The sequence below is a fragment of the Blastomonas sp. SL216 genome, assembly GCA_026625625.1.
Taxonomy (GTDB): Bacteria; Pseudomonadota; Alphaproteobacteria; order Sphingomonadales; family Sphingomonadaceae; genus Blastomonas.
The window spans coordinates 3,494,203-3,511,689 of record CP113055.1 but is presented as its reverse complement, the minus strand read 5'-3'; the positions used below and the strand labels follow the sequence as shown (position 1 = coordinate 3,511,689).

Sequence of the window (17,487 nt, the reverse complement as noted above, 5' to 3'; positions counted from 1 at the left end):
GCGGGAATGACGGGAGATATCAATGCGTGCGTAGGGGGGTGACAGACTGCCGCCTCAGCCCATGACAAACGCGTTGAGCTTGTTGCCGTCCGGGTCGCGGAAATAGCAGGCGTAAAAGCCCTGATCGCCGCGCGGACCGGGCAGGCCTTCATCGCTGCCGCCATGGGCCAGCGCGATGCTGTGAATCCGGTCCACCTGGTCCCGATCGCTCGCTTCGAGCGCCACCATGACGCCGTTGCCGACGCTGGCCGGGTTGCCATCGAACGGCTTGATGACCGCCACCCCGGGCGCGCCGCCGGGTACGCCAAAGGCGATGTAGGTATCAAATTCCATCATGCGACCCACACCCATTTCGGCGGCAATTGCGTCATAGAAGCGCGCCGACCGCGCGATATCGTTAGTCCCCAGAGTAACATAGCCGATCATTTGCATCCTCCTCTACCGGTGAGTATTCGAACATAACCGGAACATGAGAAGGTCACAAGCTTGATGTCAGCCCTTGCCGCCGTGTGTTCACGCCGCCTTGCGGATGACCACCGATCCGGCCGAATAGCCCGCACCGAACGAGCAGATGATGCCGGTGTCGCCGGGCTTCAGGTCTTCGCTGTTGAGATGGAAGGCGATGATCGATCCGGCGGACGAGGTATTGGCATAGCTGTCGAGCACGGTCGGGCTTTCGTCCTCGCTCGCCTCATGCCCCAGCACGCGCTGTGCGATCAGCCGATTCATCCCGGCATTGGCCTGATGCAGCCACAGGCGGCGCAACTGCTCGGGTGCCAGCCCCAGCCGCGCGATATGATCGGTGATCAGATCACCCACCATCGGTACGACTTCCTTGAACACCTTGCGGCCCTCCTGGACGAACAGCTTGTCCGCCGCATCGCGGCTGTCGGGCGCGGTGCGGTTGAGGAACCCGAAATTGTTGCGGATGTTGTTCGAAAAGCGCGTCTTGAGTTGCGTCCCCAGAATGTCCCAATGGCCCGCAGGCGCGAAATCGGCGGCTTCAACCAGCACGGCGGTGGCAACATCGCCGAAGATGAAATGGCTGTCGCGGTCGCGCCAGTTGAGATGGCCCGAGCAGATTTCAGGGCTGACCACCAGCACCGACCGCGCGTTGCCGGCGCGGATGAAATCGGCCGCCGTCTGGATGCCGAACGTGGCCGACGAGCAGGCGACGTTCATGTCGAAGCCGAAGCCCTCGATGCCCAGCGCGTCCTGCACCTCGATCGCGATGGCGGGATAGGCGCGCTGCAGATTCGAGCAGGCGACCAGCACAGCGTCCACGTCCTTCGCGTCGCGACCCGCGCGTTCCAGCGCATCGCGCGCGGCAGCGACGCCGATCTCCGCCAGCACCGAAATCTGTTCGTTGGGGCGTTCCTCGAAGCGCGGGCACATCACATCAACGTCGAGTATCGACGCCTTGGACAGCACCTTTCGCGCCTTGATCCCGCTCGCCTTTTCGATGAACTCGACCGAGCTCGGCTGCAGCGCGGCCATTTCGCCCGCCGCGATTGCTGCGGCGTGCTGCGCATTATGCTGCGCAACATAAGCGTTGAAACTATCCACCAGCTCTTCGTTGCTGATGCTGTCGGCGGGGGTGAACAGACCGGTGGCCGAGATGACCGGGCGGGCATTGGTATAAGCGGAAGTCATGAATCCGTAGGGTCCTGCACTATAGCTGGAGCGGGTGGGCGTCTTACTGCTGCAACACGGCCTTGGCAAGGGCCGCGACGGCATCCGGCCCGACGATAGCGGGGGATCTTTTCCCGCTTGCGGTTTGCCGCTTGCCGCTCTTTGATGACACCCAACAACCAAGGAGCAGGACGCATGGATTTTTCGGGCAAGGTCATCTGGATCACCGGGGCATCATCGGGCATTGGCGAGGCGCTGGCAGAGGCCTTTGCTGCACGAGGGGCTGCGATCATCCTTTCGGGCCGCCGTACCGATGCGTTACAGGCCGTCGCCGACCGGCTGCCGACGGCAAGCCTGGTGCTGCCCTTCGAGACCACCGACAAGGACGCGCTGCCTGCCATCGTCGAACAGGCAATTGCATGGCAGGGCCATGTCGATGGCCTGGTCAACAATGCCGGGATCAGCCAGCGCGCGCTCGCGGTGGACAGCGCGCTCGAGGTCTATGACCGCATCATCGCGGTCGATCTGCTTGCACCGATCTGGCTGACGCAGTTGCTGCTGCCGCACATGACCGCCCGCAAATCGGGGATGATCATCGGCATCTCTTCGGTCGCGGGCCGCGCCGGCGTACCGCTGCGTACCGCCTATTGCGCCGCCAAGCACGGGCTGATCGGCTATCTCGACGCGCTGCGATCAGAGACGGAGGCGCATTACGGGCTGAAGGTGCACACTGTGCTGCCCGGATCGATCCGCACGGCGGTGTCCGCCAATGCGCTGGCTGGCGATGGCAGTGCCTTCGGACGCACCGACAGCGCCATCGCCAACGGCATGGACCCGGCCGAGTGCGCCGCGCGAATCCTGGCGGCGATCGATGCGGGCGAACCCGAAATCCTGGTGGCCGAGGGAATTGAGGACATGATCGCCAAGCTGCGGATGAACGATCCGCTCAAGCTGTTCGAGACGCTCGCCGCGATGGGTGGCCAGATGGCGGCAAAGCGCGACGAGGAGCTGGCCGGATGAGCGACGAGGCGCGCGCGCTGATCGAGACGCTGGGGCTGACACCGCATCCCGAGGGCGGCTGGTATCGCGAAACCTGGCGCGGCGGCGCAGGCCCCGATGGCCGGGCGAGCGAGACGCTGATCTATTTCCTGCTCGACAATGGCCAGCGATCACACTGGCACACCGTCGATGCGACCGAGATCTGGTGCTGGCATGCAGGTCACCCGATCGCGCTGGGCCATGCGCCAGGCGATGCGGGGCCGGTTTCCTGGCACCGACTGGGCGCGGACATCCTGGGTGGAGAAACGGCACAGGTCGTCATTCCGCCGCGCCACTGGCAGGCGGCGCGCGCCGATCAGGGCTGGGCGCTGGTCAGCTGCATGGTCTCGCCGGGGTTCGAGTTCAGCGGCTTCGTGCTGGCCGAACCGGGCTGGGAGCCGGGTTGAACGGTCGACCGGATCACCCCGGCGTCTTGTCGAACTTCACCGCATCATCGGCATAGCGGACCCAGGGCTGGGCGCTGACCGTCCAGAAGTGCATCTTGGGGGCCAGCCCGCTCACATCGTCGAGCGTACCCGCCTTGACGAAATGCAGCCCTTGCTGGCTGGGCAGATCAGACAGGATCGGCGATCCGCAATTGCCGCAGAAACGCCGCCAGACCGGGTCGCCGCTTTCGCCCTTGTCCTCATAGGTCTTGAGCTCGCCGGTGATCGCGAGCTGCGCGTCAGCGACCCCGATCAGCACCGACATCGCGGTGCCCGCCTGTTTCTGGCAATTGCGGCAATGGCACACTGCAGTCATCAGCGGATCGCCCTCGATCTCATAGCGAACCGCCCCGCACAGGCATCCTCCGGTCGTCGTCATTCCTCTCTCCCCTTTTGTCGGTTATCCTGCGTCGATAGCAGCAAATTCCTGCCGCAGCATGCGCGTGCTGTCTTCCAGCATCAATGTCTCGACCATGGCGGCGACCATCGGCGCGCGCGATTGCACCGACACGCTGGCTGCACAATGGGTGGTGCCGTCCTCGCGCGGGGTCAGCGCCAGCAGGCACTGGCCTTCTGCCGAAAGACCCTTGGGCTTGGCATCGCGCACCGCGCTCCAGCTGCCATCGGCCGCTTGCGTCCAGACATCGCGCTGGGTCAGGTTGAGCCACGACCCGATCACCGCGCGGATCATTGCGGGCGCATCGACCGGAACCTGGCGGGTGATCGCGACATGGATTTCGCCGGGCCCGGGCCGATCGACCGTGACGACCACATCGCGCGATCCCTGCCGCTCCATCATCGCGGCCAGAAACGCCTCATCGGTCCAGCTGGCGACGACGGTCTCCACGGCCTGGGCAAAGACATGCTCTTCCTCGCGTTTCAGCATCCGCTTCTCCTCGCTGCGCTGATTGCGCTTCTTCAGCGTTAGACTAGGCTGCCGGGCGATGTTGACAAGCTATCTTGCCACCGTGCTGCTGATCGAGCTGACGCCCGGCCCCAATATGGCCTATCTGGCGGCGCTCACGCTGGGTGCGGGGCGCAAGGCGGGGCTGGCCGCGCTGGCGGGCGTGGCGCTGGGCCTGGCGCTGATCGGCGTCGCTGCGGCCGCCGGCCTCGCTGCGCTGGTGGCGGCAAGCCCGATGATCTGGAACGCGCTGCGCTGGGCGGGCGGGTTGTACATGCTGTACCTGGCCTGGGAGACATGGCGGGGCGAGGCGGAGACTTCGCCAGCGCAGACGCGCGCCTTTGACGATTCGACCCTGCGCTATTTCAGCCGGGGGCTGATCACCAATATCCTCAACCCCAAGGCGGCGCTGTTCTACGTCGCCATCGTCCCGCGCTTCCTGCCGAAGCAGGGCGCGACCCTGGCCGATGGGCTGGTGATGACGGGGATCAGCGTGTTCGTGGCCACCGCAGTGCACCTCGCCATCGTGATGCTGGCGGCGCAGATGCATCCGCTGCTCAGCCAGCCGGGGCGAATGGAGCGGACCCGGCATGGTCTGGCCATCGGTCTGGCGGGAATCGCGATCTGGTTCCTGCTGGCCACTGACCTGCCAACAACCTGACGGGAACCATCGCCCCCACGCTCCGTAATCTGCCGCAGGACGTACAGCAGACAAGGAAGCGAGCCATGATCCGACACGGAGAAGAGGTCGAAATGACCGGCCAAGAGGCGAGCGGAGGTCAGAAGCGCAACATCGTGCGCTATGTGCTGATGGTATCGCTGGGCCTGGCGATCATAGCGCTCAGCATCATCTGGATTACCGGTGCTGCGAACGCGCCCGACAATCCCGAACCCAATCCGGCAGAAGCGGTGTCCGATCCGGCGCTGGCACCTGCTGGCACCGATACGGCCCCGGCAGCCCCGCAGAACTGAACCAGGCCCGCGTTGGCCTAGCGTGCAAGCGCCGCTTCGGTCTCGTCCATCAAGGTGGCGATGATCTCGGCGGCGCTTTCTTCGCGCGTGACCATGCCGACCGACTGGCCCGCCATCAGCGAGCCGTTCTCGATGTCGCCATCGATCACCGCGCGGCGCAGCGCGCCAGCCCAGAAATGCTCGATCTGCAGCTGGGCCTCGCCCATGTCGATCCCGCCTGAATCGAGCAGGGCTGCGACTTCGCGCTGCTTGGCGGTGAATTCCTCGGTGCCCTTGTTCTTGAGCGCGCGCACCGGGATCACCGGCAGGCGCGGATCGACCTGGACACTGGCAATCGCATCACGGGCATTGCCGCGCAGGAACGCCTTCTTGAACGCCGGATGGGCGATCGATTCATGCGCGCAGACAAAGCGCGTGCCGAGCTGAACGCCCGCCGCACCCATTTCGAGATAGGCGGCGATCGCACTGCCCCGGCCGATGCCGCCGGCCACGAAGACCGGCACTTCATGCGCAACTTCGGGCAGGATTTCCTGCGCGAGCACGCTGGTGGATACCGGGCCGATATGGCCGCCCGCCTCCATGCCCTCGATCACCAGCGCATCGACGCCCGAACGGATGAACTTCCTGGCCAGCGCGAGCGCGGGCGCAAAGCACACGACCTTTGCGTCCATGGCCTTGATCGCCTCGATGCTGCCCTTGGGCGGCAGGCCGCCAGCCAGCACGACATGGCCAACCTGGTGCTTCGCGCAGACCGCGATCAGATCCATCAACTGCGGGTGCATGGTGATGAGATTGACGCCGAAGGGTTTCGTCGCGAGTGCCTTGGTCGCCGCGATCTCGGTATCGAGCAATTCGGGCGTCATCGCGCCGCAGGCGATCACGCCAAAGCCGCCGGCATTGGATATGGCGGACACCAGGTTCCGCTCAGACACCCAGCTCATCGCTCCGCACAGGATCGCGGTCTCGCTGCCCAGAAAGGCCGTACCGCGCGCCATGGCTGCGGAGGTGAGCGGGTGGTTCATGCTCAAGCCTCGACCGCGTCCAGCCCGTAGGCGGTGTGGAGCACGCGCACGGCGAGCTCGGTATAGTCCTCTTCGATAAGCACGCTGACCTTGATCTCGCTGGTCGAGATCGCCTGGATGTTGACCCCGCGATCGGCCAGTGCGCGGAACATGGTGGAGGCGACGCCCGCATGGCTCTTCATGCCCACGCCGACGACCGAAATCTTGGCGACATTGGTGTCGGGGATGATGCGGTTGAAGCCGATGGCTTCCTTGGCGTTTTCCAGCAGGTCCATCGACCGCGCCAGGTCTGCGGCGGGCACGGTGAAGGTCACGTCAGTCTCGCCCTTGTCGCGGCCGACATTCTGGATGATCATGTCGACATTGATCGCGGCTTCGGCGAGCGGGCCGAAGATATTGGCGACCGCACCCGGCTTGTCGGGCACGCGGGTCAGCGTGATCTTCGCTTCGTTCTTGTCATGCGCGATGCCGGTAATCAGCTGGCGTTCCATGTCCATTCCTTCCAGTTCTTCGTCGCTGACGATCATCGTTCCGGGGATCGTGTCCGCCGCAGGGGCATCATCGTCGATGAACGAGGAGAGCACCTGCACGCGCACGCCCTCCTTCATCGCCAGACCGACCGAGCGGGTCTGCAGCACCTTGGCGCCGACGCTCGCCAGTTCGAGCATTTCCTCATAGGTCACATTGGCAAGCTTGCGCGCCTTGGCAACGATGCGCGGATCGGTGGTGTAGACGCCATCGACATCGGTATAGATGTCGCAGCGATCGGCCTTGACCGCCGCCGCCACCGCCACGGCCGAGGTATCCGAACCGCCCCGGCCCAGCGTGGTGATGCGGTTATCGTCGCTCAGACCCTGGAAACCGGGGATGACGGCGATGACGCCCTTCTGCATTTCGGCGATCAGGGCATCGGCATCGATGCTCTCGACGCGCGCCTTGGCATGCGCTTCGACCGTGCGGATCGGCAGCTGCCAGCCAAGCCAGCTGCGCGCATTGGCACCGAGCGCCTGCAGCGCAATCGCCAGAAGCCCGCTGGTCACCTGCTCACCGCTGGCGACGACGACGTCATATTCCGCCGGATCGTACAGCGGGTTCGCCTCGCGGCAGAAATTGACCAGCCGGTCGGTCTCGCCCGCCATGGCGGAAACGACCACCGCGACCTCGTGCCCCGCATCCTGCTGGCGCTTGACGATGCGCGCCACCCGGCGGATGCGCTCGGTTCCGGCCATCGATGTGCCGCCGAATTTCATGACGATCCGTGCCATTGCCCGTTCGTACTTTCCCTTATGCGAAGTTCGCCCCTATAACCGGGCGCTGCCATAGAGAGGCCCCATCATGAACGCAAGCACCGGAACTGTCGAAACACGTAGCGGCACCATCGACCCGAAAGAGGCAGCGCATTTCGGGCGGCTGGCAGCCGAGTGGTGGGATCCAAAGGGCGAATCGGCCATGTTGCACCGGCTGAACCCGGTGCGTCTCGCCTATATCCGCGATGCGATCGACCGGCATTGGCCAGAGGCAGGCGCGGCGCGCAAGCCGCTGGCGGACAGGTCCGCGATCGATGTCGGCTGCGGTGCAGGTCTGCTCGCCGAACCGCTCTCCCGGCTGGGCGCGCGCGTCACCGGGCTCGATGCGGCGGCGGAAAATGTCGCGGCGGCGCAGGCACACGCAGAGGCGGTCGGGCTGACCGTCGATTATCGCAATGTTGATATCGAGACGCTTGAAGGCGAGACGTTCGACCTCGTCACCTCGATGGAGGTGATCGAGCATGTCACCGACCCCGCTGCCTTTGTCGCCGCGCTGGAGCGGGCGCTGGCCCCTGGCGGGCTGATGCTGCTTTCCACGCCCAACCGCACGCCGCTATCGCGCATCATGCTGGTCGAGGCGGCTGAACGGCTTGGCCAGGTTCCGCGCGGCACGCACGACTGGCACAAGTTCCTGACCCCCGACGAGCTGACCGCGCTGCTGACAGATGCGGGCCTCACCGTGATCGACACGCGCGGCATCGCCTGGGACCCGATCAAGGGCCTGCACCTCAGCGACAACCTGGCGCTCAATTATCTGATGACGGTGGTGCGCGGTTAGGCGGCTCTGACGCTCTGATAGGCAGGGCGATAGCGCGGCTCCGGAACGGGCAGCCCGTCGGCTTCCAGGCTTTCGACAAAGGCTTCGATGGCAATGGCAATTTCGGCGGCCGCCTGTTCAGGCGTGGCGCCATGCGCGCTGCAATGCTTCAGATCGGGCACATCCGCGATCCAGCTTTCGTCCTCAGCTGACCAGAACAGATTGATATGGTAATGCGGCGTCATGCCTTGTCATCCAACTGGAGTCCGTGGGCCTCGACAATAACAAGAAACTGCCGCACCTGATAGGGCTTGGCCGATTTGCCATCTGGTTGAGCGTTGATCCGGTCTCCGATGCTTTGGTGCTTGTAAATATGGTGACTGCCTTTGACGCGATCCAGCACGAAACCATAAGCCATCAAGAGACGTTCAAATTCGCCGAAGCTGAGTGCGCTGCCTCGCAGTAATTTTTGCGCAACTTGCCGATACGCGTCATGCAGCCCCTGCCTATTCCTCAAACCCGCCTTCCATATATTCGTCGCGGGCCAGGTCGCTGAACTTGGTATATTCGCTTTCGAAGCGCAGCTGGACGTTGCCGGTCGAACCGTGGCGCTGCTTGGCGACGACGACGGTGGCCTTGCCTTGCACCTTGAGGTGTTTTTCCATCCAGATGCCGTATTTTTCGGCCTCTTCGGGCGTGCTGTTCTCGTCAGGCACCGAGGGCTGCAGCGCCTGATGATAATATTCGTCGCGATAGATGAAGAGCACGATATCCGCGTCCTGCTCGATCGATCCGGATTCGCGCAAGTCGGACAGCTGCGGGCGCTTGTCCTCGCGGCTTTCGACCGCACGGCTGAGCTGTGACAGCGCCATCACCGGCAGTTGAAGCTCCTTGGCGAGCGTCTTGAGGCCGCGGCTGATTTCCGAAATTTCGTTGACGCGGCCTTCGTTGCGGCCCGTGCCCTGCAGCAGCTGAAGATAGTCGACGACGATGAAGCCGATATCGTGCTTGCGCTTGAGGCGGCGGGCGCGGGCACGCAGCGCGGCGATGGTCAGGCCCGGTGTGTCATCGATGAACAGCGGCAGGTCTTCCAGTTCCTGCGAGGCTGCGACCAGCCGCTGGAACTCGTTGCGCGCAATCTGCCCCATGCGCAGCTTTTCAGAACTGATCCGCGACTGTTCGGCCAGAATACGCGTCGCCAGCTGGTCCGCCGACATTTCGAGGCTGAAAAAGGCGGTCTTCGCACCGACATTCTTGTCGTCGGCGATGCCCGCCGCCTTGTCGAGCCGCCAGCGCGCCGCCGCGTTGAAGGCGATATTGGTGGCGAGCGAGGTCTTGCCCATGCCGGGACGTCCGGCGAGGATCAGCAGGTCGGACGGATGCAGACCGCCGATCTTGGCGTTGAGGTCGGTGAGGCCTGTGGTGACGCCCGAAACATGGCCTCCGCTGTTCAGCGCCTTTTCGACCATCGACAGCGCGGTGCGGGTGGCGACGTTGAACTGCACGGCGCCGCTGGTATCGCCTTCGCCCTGCGCAACATTGTACAAGGCCGCTTCGGCAAGCTCGATCTGGCCCAGCGGATCGACCGCTTCGCTGGTATCCATCGCCTTTTCGACCAGCGAACGGCCGACCTGGATCAGTTCGCGCAGCAGCGCGAGGTTATAGATCTGGTCGGCGAAGTCGCGCGCGCCGATCAGGCCGGCGGCATCGCCGGTCAGCCGCGCCAGATAGCGCATGCCGCCCAGTTCGCCGAGGCCGGGGTCATTCTCGAAGAACGGCTTGAGCGTCACCGGGGTGACGGTGACGTTCTTGTCGATCAGCTTCATGATCTGCGTGTACAGGCGCTGGTGGACGCTTTCGAAGAAATGCTCCGCCTTCAGCCGCGCGCCGACTTCCTCGGCGATGCGGTTGTCGATCAGCAGCGCACCCAGAAACGCAGCCTCCGCCTCGATATTGCGCGGCAGCCGCGCTTCCCCGGCCATCGACGCGGCAATCTGCGGCGGCAGCCCGGGCGACTGGGCGGGCGACAGGGCGGCCGGGTGGCCGGGATGGATCAGCGTATCTTCGGGCATCCGGCCATAATCGCCGCTGGCGCTGTGGCGCGCAAGGCACTGACATCAATAATCGTGTGGACAAGGCCGGGGACAGTCTGCGCCTCCGGTTTTTCCGCTTGCCCCGATGCAAAGCATAGGGAAAGACGGGGGTGTCATGTCCAATCCGCGCATCATCCATGTCGAGCTCGACGAGCAGACGATTCTGTGGCGCAATGCGGATATCGAGCAGGAACGGCGCATCGCCATTTTCGACCTGATCGAGGACAATTTCTTCAAGCCGCTGAAAGACTATCCCGATGGCTATGCCGGCCCCTTCCGGCTGCATCTGGCGGTGTTCGAAGGCCGGCTGGCGATCACCATCTCGCGCGAGGATGGCAGCCATCTGGAAACGCTGGTGCTGGCGCTGGGCCGATTCCGCCGCCCGATCCGCGAATATTTCGCGATCTGTGACAGCTATTATCAGGCCATCCGCAAGGCGACCGCGCAAGAGATCGAGACGATCGACATGGCCCGTCGCGGTGTCCATAACGACGCAGCCGAGCTGCTGGTCGAGCGGCTGCAAGACAAGATCGAGATCGATTTCCCGACAGCACGCCGTCTTTTCACGCTGATCTGCGTGCTGCACATCAAGGGCTGACCAGAGCCATCATGCGCACCTCCACCCTGAAACGCTGGACCATTGGCCTTGTGCTGCTGGCGCTGCTGGTCGCGGTGCTGGGCGGGCTGATCTGGGGCGGCATCACCGGCTGGGCGCCTTCGCGCAAGGACTATCCGGTCCAGGGCCTGTATGTCAGCACTACAGATGGCGACCTGGCCTGGCCGACACTGGCCACCATGGGCGCGGATTTTGCCTATGTGCGGGCCAGCGCTGGCGGCCGCCTGCGCGATCCGCGCTTTGCCGCCAATATCAAGGGCGCGCGCGCCGCGGGCATGCGCTATGGCGCGGTGCACGAATTCAGCCTTTGCGCGGACGAGGCATCGCAGGCCGAACAGTTCATCACCACGGTGCCGCGCGATCCCGACATGCTGCCCCCGGTGGTCAGCCTGGAGCTGGACGAAAAGTGCAAGACACGCCCCGACCGCGCGATGCTGCTGGGCGAGCTCAACACCTTCCTGAACCAGATCGAAAATCACAGCGGCAAGCCCGCGCTGCTGCGCATCGGACGCGATTTCGAGGACGCCTATCAGGTCAGCGAAGGGCTCGCGCGGACGGTGTGGCTGATCGGCGATTTCGTGCCGCCGGATTATGCCGCCAAGCGCTGGGTGATGTGGCAGTCGAGCAGTTTCTACCGGATCAATGGCGCGCCCGAGGGCGTGCGCTGGAATGTGGTGCGACCATGAGTGACGATACAGGCAAGACCGAATTGCTGGAGGCCGCGCGCAAAGCGGCGCTGACTGCCTATGCCCCCTATTCGGGCTTTCATGTCGGTGCAGCCTTCCGCTTTGCCGATGGCACCATCGTCACCGGCAGCAATTTCGAGAATGCCAGCTATGGCCTGGCCATCTGCGCCGAGACCAGCGCCGCGATTGCCGCCAATCTGCAGGGCCGCCGCACCGGGCTGGTCGAAGTCGCGATCATGGGCGGACCACTGGGCAGCGACGGCCAGCTTGCCCCTGGACCGCATGCGGTGACGCCCTGCGGTCGCTGCCGTCAGGTGATGAACGAACTGGCACAGCTCGGCGGGACCGACCCGATCGTCTATTCGGGCCATGCCACAGGCGCCATCGAACACCGGCTCTCGGTGCTCTTGCCAGCCGCCTTCGGTCCGGCCAATCTGGAATAACCCTGACCCACCCGCCCGCTTGGGCAGGTGATGGAGACACTTCGCCCATGTCCATACTTTCCGACAAATGGATCCGTACGCAGGCGCAGGAGAACGGCATGATCGAGCCGTTCGTCGAGGCGCAGCGGCGCGATGGCTGCATCTCCTACGGCCTGTCCTCCTATGGCTATGACGCGCGGGTGGCGGACGAGTTCAAGATCTTCACCAATGTCAATTCCTCGGTCGTCGATCCCAAGGCGTTCGACCCCAACAGCTTTGTCGACCGCAAGACCGATGTCTGCATCATCCCGCCGAACAGCTTTGCGTTGGCGCGCACGGTCGAATATTTCCGCGTTCCGCGCGACGTGCTGGTCATCTGCCTCGGCAAATCGACCTATGCGCGCTGCGGCATCATCGTCAACGTGACCCCGCTGGAGCCGGGCTGGGAGGGGCATGTGACGCTGGAATTCAGCAACACCACGCCGCTGCCCGCCAAGATCTATGCCAATGAAGGCGCGTGCCAGTTCCTGTTCCTCAAGGGCAACGAGCCGTGCGAGACCAGCTATGCCGACCGCGCGGGCAAATATATGGGCCAGCGCGGCGTGACATTGCCGCGCCTTTGACCCACAATTTCCCACCATAACATCAAGCAGGAGAGAGCCTTATGTCCGCACGGGATTCGCGCGAGTTCGACGTCATCGTCTATGGTGCCAGTGGCTTTACCGGGCGTCTGGTCGCCGAATATCTGCAGAATACCTATGGCCAGGGCGGCAATGCCCTCAAATGGGCAGTGGCAGCGCGCTCGGCGGACAAGATGGCTTCGGTTCTCGCCGAAATGGGCCTGCCGGCCGATACCCCGATCGTCGTCGCCAATGCCGATGAGCCGGAAACCATTGCTGCGATGGCCGCCCGCACCAAGGTCGTGCTGACCACGGTCGGGCCGTACCAGCTTTATGGCGAGCCGCTGGTCGCTGCTTGCGCGGCGCATGGCACCGACTATGTCGACCTGTGCGGAGAGCCCGCCTGGATGCGCCAGATGATCGACAAATATGATGCCGCCGCCAAGGAAAGCGGCGCGCGCATCGTGTTTTCGACCGGCTTCGATTCGATCCCGTTCGATCTGGGCGTGCTGATGCTGCAAAAGGAATGCGTCAGCCGTTTCGGCAAGCCCGCGCCGCGCATCAAGGGCCGGGTGCGCGCGATGCAGGGCACATTCTCGGGCGGCACTGCGGCCTCGCTCAAGGCGACCATGGCGTCGGTCGCGCGCGATCCGGCGCTGCTCGGCTATCTCACCAACCCGTTCAGCCTGGCGGGCGGCTTTGAAGGCCCTGCCCAGCCCAAGGGCAACAAGCCCGAGCATGACGAGGCACTGGGCAGCTGGGCCGCGCCTTTCATCATGGCGCCGATCAACACCAAGAATGTCCACCGCACCAATGCACTGCTCGGCCATCCCTATGGGCAGGATTTCGTCTATGACGAGATGATGCTGACTGGCCCCGGTGAAAAGGGCGAGGCGATCGCCAAGCACCTCGCCAATACCGACATGATGGGCGGCGATGGCGGCCCCAAGCCCGGCGAAGGTCCCAGCAAGGAAGAGCGCGAGAACGGCTTTTACGACGTGCTGTTCGTCGCCGAAACGGCCGACGGCCAGGTGCAGCTCTATGGGGTCAAGGGCGACAAGGACCCCGGATACGGCTCGACCAGCAAGATGATCGCCGAAAGTGCACTGTGCCTGATCGAGGATGTGCCCGAAGGCGCAGGTGGGATCACCACGCCGGGCGCGGTGCTGGGCGAACATCTGGTCAAGCGGTTGGTGGCCAAGGCCGGGCTCAGCTTCGCCGCCGAATGAATCCTGCCGCTCCCCTGCCCGGTCCGGCGGGGGAGCGGATCGGTGCATCGCGGCAGGCTCGCCGCGCTTGCTGCACCTGCGAACAAACATGCATTGCACTTTTCCAGAATTGGAGCATATAGCAGCCGCTTGGGGCAACGCACGATAACGACAATAGAAGAAGCGAAAGCATCATGCTGAAGGCCTTGTTGCGCAGAAAACCCAAACCGGCAGCGCCCATCGACACCGCGACCCTGCCCGATGGCATGCGCCTCTATGCGATCGGCGACATTCACGGACGGCGCGACCTGCTCGACCAGCTGCTCGACCAGATCATCGCCGATGACCATGCGCGCGGCGCGGCGGACACGCACATCGTGTTCCTGGGTGACCTGATGGATCGCGGCCCGGACAGCGCAGGCGTGATCGACCGCGCGATCGAACTGTCCGAAACGCTGGGCAGCAATGCGCATTTCCTGATGGGCAATCACGAGGAAGTCTATCTTGCCGCTGCCGAAGGCGATGAGAAGCTGGTGCGCTTCTTCTGCAAGATCGGCGGGCGCGAGACGATCCTGAGCTATGACATCACGCCGCAGCAGTACAATGAACTGAGCATGGAAGAGCTGACCGAACGGCTCATGACGCTGCTGCCCAAGCGCCATCTCGATTTCGTGCGCTCGTTCAAGGACCGCATCGTGATGGGCGACTATGCCTTTGTCCATGCGGGCGTGCGCCCCGGCAAGAGCATTGAGGAACAGCGGTCCAAGGACCTGCGCTGGATCCGCGAGGATTTCCTCACCGACGAGACCCCGCATGACAAGCTGATCGTGCACGGCCACACCATCACCGATGATGTCGAGGAATGCTCCAACCGCATCGGCATCGATACGGGCGCTTATATGAGCGGCATGCTGACCGCGCTGTGCCTTGAAGGCCGGGATCGCTGGTATCTGAAGACCGGCACCTGACGCGCACCCAAACCCTTGCACTGCCAAGGGAATTGCGTCAGCTTGAGCGCATGCTCAAAATTGCCTCGCTGGTCGCCGCGCTTTCCCTTTCCGTCACCCCTGCGCTCGCCGCACCAGAGGCCGACGCTACGCGCCTGCGCACCGATGTCGAGAAGCTGGTGAGCTTCGGCACGCGCCACACCTTGTCCTCGCCCGACCACCCCACGCGCGGCATCGGCGCAGCGCGGCGCTGGGCGGCAGCGGAATTCGCCAGGATCGGCAAGGCGTGCGGCGGCTGCATCACAGTCGAGCAGATCGACCGGCGCTTCACCGGCCCCCGCGCGCCCAATGGCGTGAATGTCGTCAACGTGCTCGGCGTGCAGCAGGGCAGCGGCAACCCCGATGACGTGATCATCATATCCGCGCATATCGACAGCCGGGTCTCCGATGTCGCCGATTTCACCAGCGACGCACCGGGCGCGAATGACGATGCGTCCGGCGTCGCGCTGGTGCTCGAAGCCGCGCGCATTCTGAGCAAGGAAAAGTTCGCGCCTACGATCATCTACGCCGTGCTCTCGGGCGAGGAACAGGGGCTGTGGGGCGGACGCCTGATCGCCGAGACCGCACGGGCGCGCGGATGGCAGGTGCGTGCGCTGCTCAACAACGACATTGTCGGCAATACCGAGGGCCAGGACGGCCGCCGCGTCACCGACCGGGTGCGCGTGTTCAGCGAAGGCATCCGCGCATCGGAAACGCTGATCGAGGCGATGGCCCGGCGCGGCAGCGGGGCGGAGGATGACGGCCCTTCACGCGGCCTGATGCGCGCCGCGCAGCGCGTCGGCAAGGCACGCGGCGATCTGGGGCTGGAGGTGTTCGGTGTGCGCCGCCCTGACCGGTTCAGCCGAGGCGGCGACCATCTGCCCGCGCTCGAGCTTGGCTATCCCGCGATCCGTTTCACCGTCGGCGTCGAGAATTACGACCACCAGCATCAGGATATCCGCGAGGAAAATGGCCGCAAGTTCGGCGACACCATCGACGAGATGGACTTTCCCTATCTCGCCCGCGTCACCGCGCTCAACATCGCGCTAATCCGCGAGCTGGGCAGCGCCCCGCCTGCGCCTGTCAGTGCCGTGCTGGGCGGCGCGCTGAGCAGCGATACGCAGGTGAGCTGGGCCGAAGTCCCGGGCGCTGCGCGCTACAAGGTCTATTGGCGCAGGGCCGATGCGCGCGACTGGGAACAGTCGCAGGAAACCACCGATACAAAGCTGACACTGCCCGGCGTGATCGTCGACGATCATTTCGCCGGGGTTGCGGCGGTGGCCGAAAATGGAGCGGAAAGCGCGATTACATTTGCCGGGCTGCCGCCCCGGCCATAAGAATGTTATGTCAATGTTACAGCTTCACGGTTAGGGATGGACCATGAACGACTGTTCTTCCTGCATCGTGCGGAACCGCGCGATCTGTTCAAGCCTGACGCCGGACGAGCTGGCTATCCTTGGCAAGATGGGTCGTCGCCAGAAGGTCAAGGCGGGGCACACCCTGCTTTGGGAAGGCGATGACGCGCCGGTCGTCGCCAATGTGCTGGAGGGCGTGCTGAAGCTGGTGGTCGCCGCGTCCGACGGGCGAGAGCAGATTGTCGGCATCGTCTTCCCGTCCGATTTCATCGGTCGCCCGTTCGGCAAGGAAAGCCCGTACAGCGTCACCGCGATGACCGATGCCGAAGTGTGCATCTTCAACCGCAACGCCTTCGACGATTTCGCCAGCGAGCATCCCGACCTGCAGCAGAAGCTTCTCCGCCGCACGCTCGACGAACTCGACCGCGCCCGCCACTGGATGATGCTGCTGGGGCGCAAGTCGGCGACCGAAAAGGTGGCCTCGTTCCTGCTCGAAATGTCCGATCGGCTCTCGGGCCAGGGCTGCAATGCCGACGGATCGTTGAACGGCTTCGAGCTGCCGTTCGGGCGTCAGCAGATTGCCGACATTCTGGGCCTGACGATCGAGACGACCAGCCGCCAGCTCACCCGGATGAAAAGCGACGGGCTGCTCGCCCTGCCATCGCGACGCGAGATCGTGATCCGAAACCGCGCCGCGATGGAAGATATGGCGGGCTGATCCGGCGCCGCTTCGTCAGAAGCGGAAGCCGATGCCTGCGCTGATCACCCAGGGGTCGAGCTCGTGCCGGGTACGCAGCACCTCCACCCCATTGGCGCGCCAGCTGGCCAGCGGCCGCAGGAAATAGCGCTTCACGTCCGCCGAGACGAACAGCCCCTTGTCGTTGACCGGAATGTCGATACCAGCCTGCAGCGCGGCGCCGACGGTGTCGTTGATCTTCTGGCTGGTCGCGCCTAGCGCGCGCGTCGTCGCGCCAGGCTTCTCGTTGATGAAGATGAAATAGCTGGGCCCCGCGCCGATATACGGGCGGATACCGCCGGCCTTGCCGAAATGATATTTCAGCGTGACGGTCGCAGGCACGATCTTGGCGTTGGAAACCAGCCCGGCCCCGGCGAGTGCGCCGCGACCATCGACATCATGCTCTGTCACCCCGGCGATCGTTTCCACCGAAATCGAGTCGGCCAGGAAATATTCGATCGCGACCGTGGGGATGAAATTGTCGTTCGCCTTGGTCTGCGACCCGGCAGGCAGGCCGATCCGGTCGATCTTGACGTCCTTGATCTTGCCATCGGGCGCAACCAGCGTCCCCAGAACCTTGAAATGCACCTCGCCCGCCTGCGCCATGGCCTGGCCCGGAATGGCGAGCGCGGCGGCCATCACGGCCAGCGGGATAATCTTGTTGTTCATGATGATCACTCCTCCTTG

The 17,487-nt window shown here is 64.3% G+C and carries 23 protein-coding genes; 13 read left to right on the top strand and 10 right to left on the bottom strand.

What is annotated here, in order from left to right; genetic code table 11:
- Nucleotides 1-54 precede the first annotated feature (54 nt).
- A complete protein-coding gene (locus OU999_16590; GenBank protein ID WAC23332.1) occupies nucleotides 55-426 on the bottom strand; it encodes a VOC family protein in 372 nt (123 codons plus the stop codon).
- Nucleotides 427-513: 87 nt separating this feature from the next.
- Nucleotides 514-1,653 (bottom strand): beta-ketoacyl-ACP synthase III, encoded by a 1,140-nt coding sequence (locus OU999_16585; protein ID WAC23331.1) that lies wholly within the window; start codon nucleotides 1,651-1,653, stop codon nucleotides 514-516.
- Between the two features lie 174 nt (nucleotides 1,654-1,827).
- Between OU999_16585 and OU999_16580 the strand changes: the two genes are divergently transcribed.
- Nucleotides 1,828-2,652 (top strand): SDR family NAD(P)-dependent oxidoreductase, encoded by an 825-nt coding sequence (locus tag OU999_16580; GenBank protein ID WAC23330.1) that lies wholly within the window; start codon nucleotides 1,828-1,830, stop codon nucleotides 2,650-2,652.
- Nucleotides 2,649-3,077: a cupin domain-containing protein gene (locus OU999_16575; GenBank protein ID WAC23329.1), complete on the top strand. Its 429-nt coding sequence runs from the start codon at nucleotides 2,649-2,651 to the stop codon at nucleotides 3,075-3,077. The genes OU999_16580 and OU999_16575 overlap by 4 nt, the downstream gene beginning before the upstream one ends.
- Before the next feature lie 13 nt (nucleotides 3,078-3,090).
- Here the strand turns inward: OU999_16575 and OU999_16570 are convergent, their stop codons facing one another.
- Both OU999_16570 and OU999_16565 read right to left on the bottom strand, forming a co-directional pair.
- A complete protein-coding gene (locus OU999_16570) occupies nucleotides 3,091-3,495 on the bottom strand; it encodes a GFA family protein (GenBank protein ID WAC23328.1) in 405 nt (134 codons plus the stop codon).
- 21 nt (nucleotides 3,496-3,516) lie between these two features.
- A complete protein-coding gene (locus OU999_16565; GenBank protein WAC23327.1) occupies nucleotides 3,517-4,002 on the bottom strand; it encodes a DUF2505 domain-containing protein in 486 nt (161 codons plus the stop codon).
- Between the two features lie 58 nt (nucleotides 4,003-4,060).
- On the opposite strand from OU999_16565, the gene OU999_16560 reads away from it, so the two are divergent.
- Nucleotides 4,061-4,681, top strand: coding sequence for a LysE family translocator (locus tag OU999_16560; GenBank protein ID WAC23326.1), 621 nt, complete (start codon nucleotides 4,061-4,063; stop codon nucleotides 4,679-4,681).
- 65 nt (nucleotides 4,682-4,746) lie between these two features.
- A complete protein-coding gene (locus tag OU999_16555; GenBank protein WAC23325.1) occupies nucleotides 4,747-4,992 on the top strand; it encodes a hypothetical protein in 246 nt (81 codons plus the stop codon).
- A gap of 17 nt (nucleotides 4,993-5,009) precedes the next feature.
- Here the strand turns inward: OU999_16555 and OU999_16550 are convergent, their stop codons facing one another.
- Nucleotides 5,010-6,014: a nitronate monooxygenase gene (locus OU999_16550; protein WAC23324.1), complete on the bottom strand. Its 1,005-nt coding sequence runs from the start codon at nucleotides 6,012-6,014 to the stop codon at nucleotides 5,010-5,012.
- Nucleotides 6,015-6,016: 2 nt separating this feature from the next.
- A complete protein-coding gene (locus OU999_16545) occupies nucleotides 6,017-7,279 on the bottom strand; it encodes an aspartate kinase (GenBank protein WAC23323.1) in 1,263 nt (420 codons plus the stop codon).
- 70 nt (nucleotides 7,280-7,349) lie between these two features.
- Between OU999_16545 and ubiG the strand changes: the two genes are divergently transcribed.
- Nucleotides 7,350-8,099 (top strand): bifunctional 2-polyprenyl-6-hydroxyphenol methylase/3-demethylubiquinol 3-O-methyltransferase UbiG, encoded by a 750-nt coding sequence (gene ubiG, locus OU999_16540; GenBank protein WAC23322.1) that lies wholly within the window; start codon nucleotides 7,350-7,352, stop codon nucleotides 8,097-8,099.
- Here the strand turns inward: ubiG and OU999_16535 are convergent.
- The 3 genes from OU999_16535 to OU999_16525 all read right to left on the bottom strand — a co-directional run bounded on the left by OU999_16535 (nucleotide 8,096) and on the right by OU999_16525 (nucleotide 10,060).
- Nucleotides 8,096-8,323 (bottom strand): type II toxin-antitoxin system HicB family antitoxin, encoded by a 228-nt coding sequence (locus OU999_16535; protein ID WAC23321.1) that lies wholly within the window; start codon nucleotides 8,321-8,323, stop codon nucleotides 8,096-8,098. The genes ubiG and OU999_16535 overlap by 4 nt on opposite strands.
- Nucleotides 8,320-8,496, bottom strand: coding sequence for a type II toxin-antitoxin system HicA family toxin (locus OU999_16530; GenBank protein ID WAC23320.1), 177 nt, complete (start codon nucleotides 8,494-8,496; stop codon nucleotides 8,320-8,322). Before OU999_16530 ends, OU999_16535 begins: the two co-directional genes overlap by 4 nt.
- A gap of 88 nt (nucleotides 8,497-8,584) precedes the next feature.
- Nucleotides 8,585-10,060 carry a replicative DNA helicase gene (locus OU999_16525; protein ID WAC25457.1) on the bottom strand — a complete coding sequence of 492 codons (1,476 nt, stop codon included), beginning with the start codon at nucleotides 10,058-10,060 and terminating at the stop codon, nucleotides 8,585-8,587.
- Between the two features lie 226 nt (nucleotides 10,061-10,286).
- Here OU999_16525 and OU999_16520 point away from each other — a divergent pair, with 226 nt between their 5' ends.
- The 8 genes from OU999_16520 to OU999_16485 all read left to right on the top strand — a co-directional run bounded on the left by OU999_16520 (nucleotide 10,287) and on the right by OU999_16485 (nucleotide 16,782).
- Nucleotides 10,287-10,769 carry a UPF0262 family protein gene (locus OU999_16520; GenBank protein ID WAC23319.1) on the top strand — a complete coding sequence of 161 codons (483 nt, stop codon included), beginning with the start codon at nucleotides 10,287-10,289 and terminating at the stop codon, nucleotides 10,767-10,769.
- Nucleotides 10,770-10,780: 11 nt separating this feature from the next.
- Entirely contained in the window at nucleotides 10,781-11,473 is a 693-nt protein-coding gene (locus tag OU999_16515; GenBank protein ID WAC23318.1) for a GH25 family lysozyme, read from the top strand.
- A complete protein-coding gene (locus OU999_16510; protein ID WAC23317.1) occupies nucleotides 11,470-11,916 on the top strand; it encodes a cytidine deaminase in 447 nt (148 codons plus the stop codon). Before OU999_16515 ends, OU999_16510 begins: the two co-directional genes overlap by 4 nt.
- 47 nt (nucleotides 11,917-11,963) lie before the next feature.
- Nucleotides 11,964-12,518, top strand: a complete 555-nt coding sequence (gene dcd / locus OU999_16505; protein WAC23316.1) for a dCTP deaminase — start codon at nucleotides 11,964-11,966, stop codon at nucleotides 12,516-12,518.
- A gap of 41 nt (nucleotides 12,519-12,559) precedes the next feature.
- On the top strand, nucleotides 12,560-13,744 hold the full coding sequence (locus OU999_16500) for a saccharopine dehydrogenase NADP-binding domain-containing protein (GenBank protein ID WAC23315.1): 1,185 nt from the start codon (nucleotides 12,560-12,562) through the stop codon (nucleotides 13,742-13,744).
- Between the two features lie 173 nt (nucleotides 13,745-13,917).
- Nucleotides 13,918-14,691 (top strand): metallophosphoesterase family protein, encoded by a 774-nt coding sequence (locus tag OU999_16495; protein ID WAC23314.1) that lies wholly within the window; start codon nucleotides 13,918-13,920, stop codon nucleotides 14,689-14,691.
- A 50-nt stretch (nucleotides 14,692-14,741) separates the two neighbouring features.
- Nucleotides 14,742-16,046 carry a M20/M25/M40 family metallo-hydrolase gene (locus OU999_16490; protein ID WAC23313.1) on the top strand — a complete coding sequence of 435 codons (1,305 nt, stop codon included), beginning with the start codon at nucleotides 14,742-14,744 and terminating at the stop codon, nucleotides 16,044-16,046.
- Nucleotides 16,047-16,089: 43 nt separating this feature from the next.
- Nucleotides 16,090-16,782 (top strand): Crp/Fnr family transcriptional regulator, encoded by a 693-nt coding sequence (locus OU999_16485; GenBank protein WAC23312.1) that lies wholly within the window; start codon nucleotides 16,090-16,092, stop codon nucleotides 16,780-16,782.
- A 15-nt stretch (nucleotides 16,783-16,797) separates the two neighbouring features.
- Here OU999_16485 and OU999_16480 read toward each other — a convergent pair whose 3' ends face one another.
- Entirely contained in the window at nucleotides 16,798-17,469 is a 672-nt protein-coding gene (locus OU999_16480; protein WAC23311.1) for an outer membrane beta-barrel protein, read from the bottom strand.
- Nucleotides 17,470-17,487 lie beyond the last annotated feature (18 nt).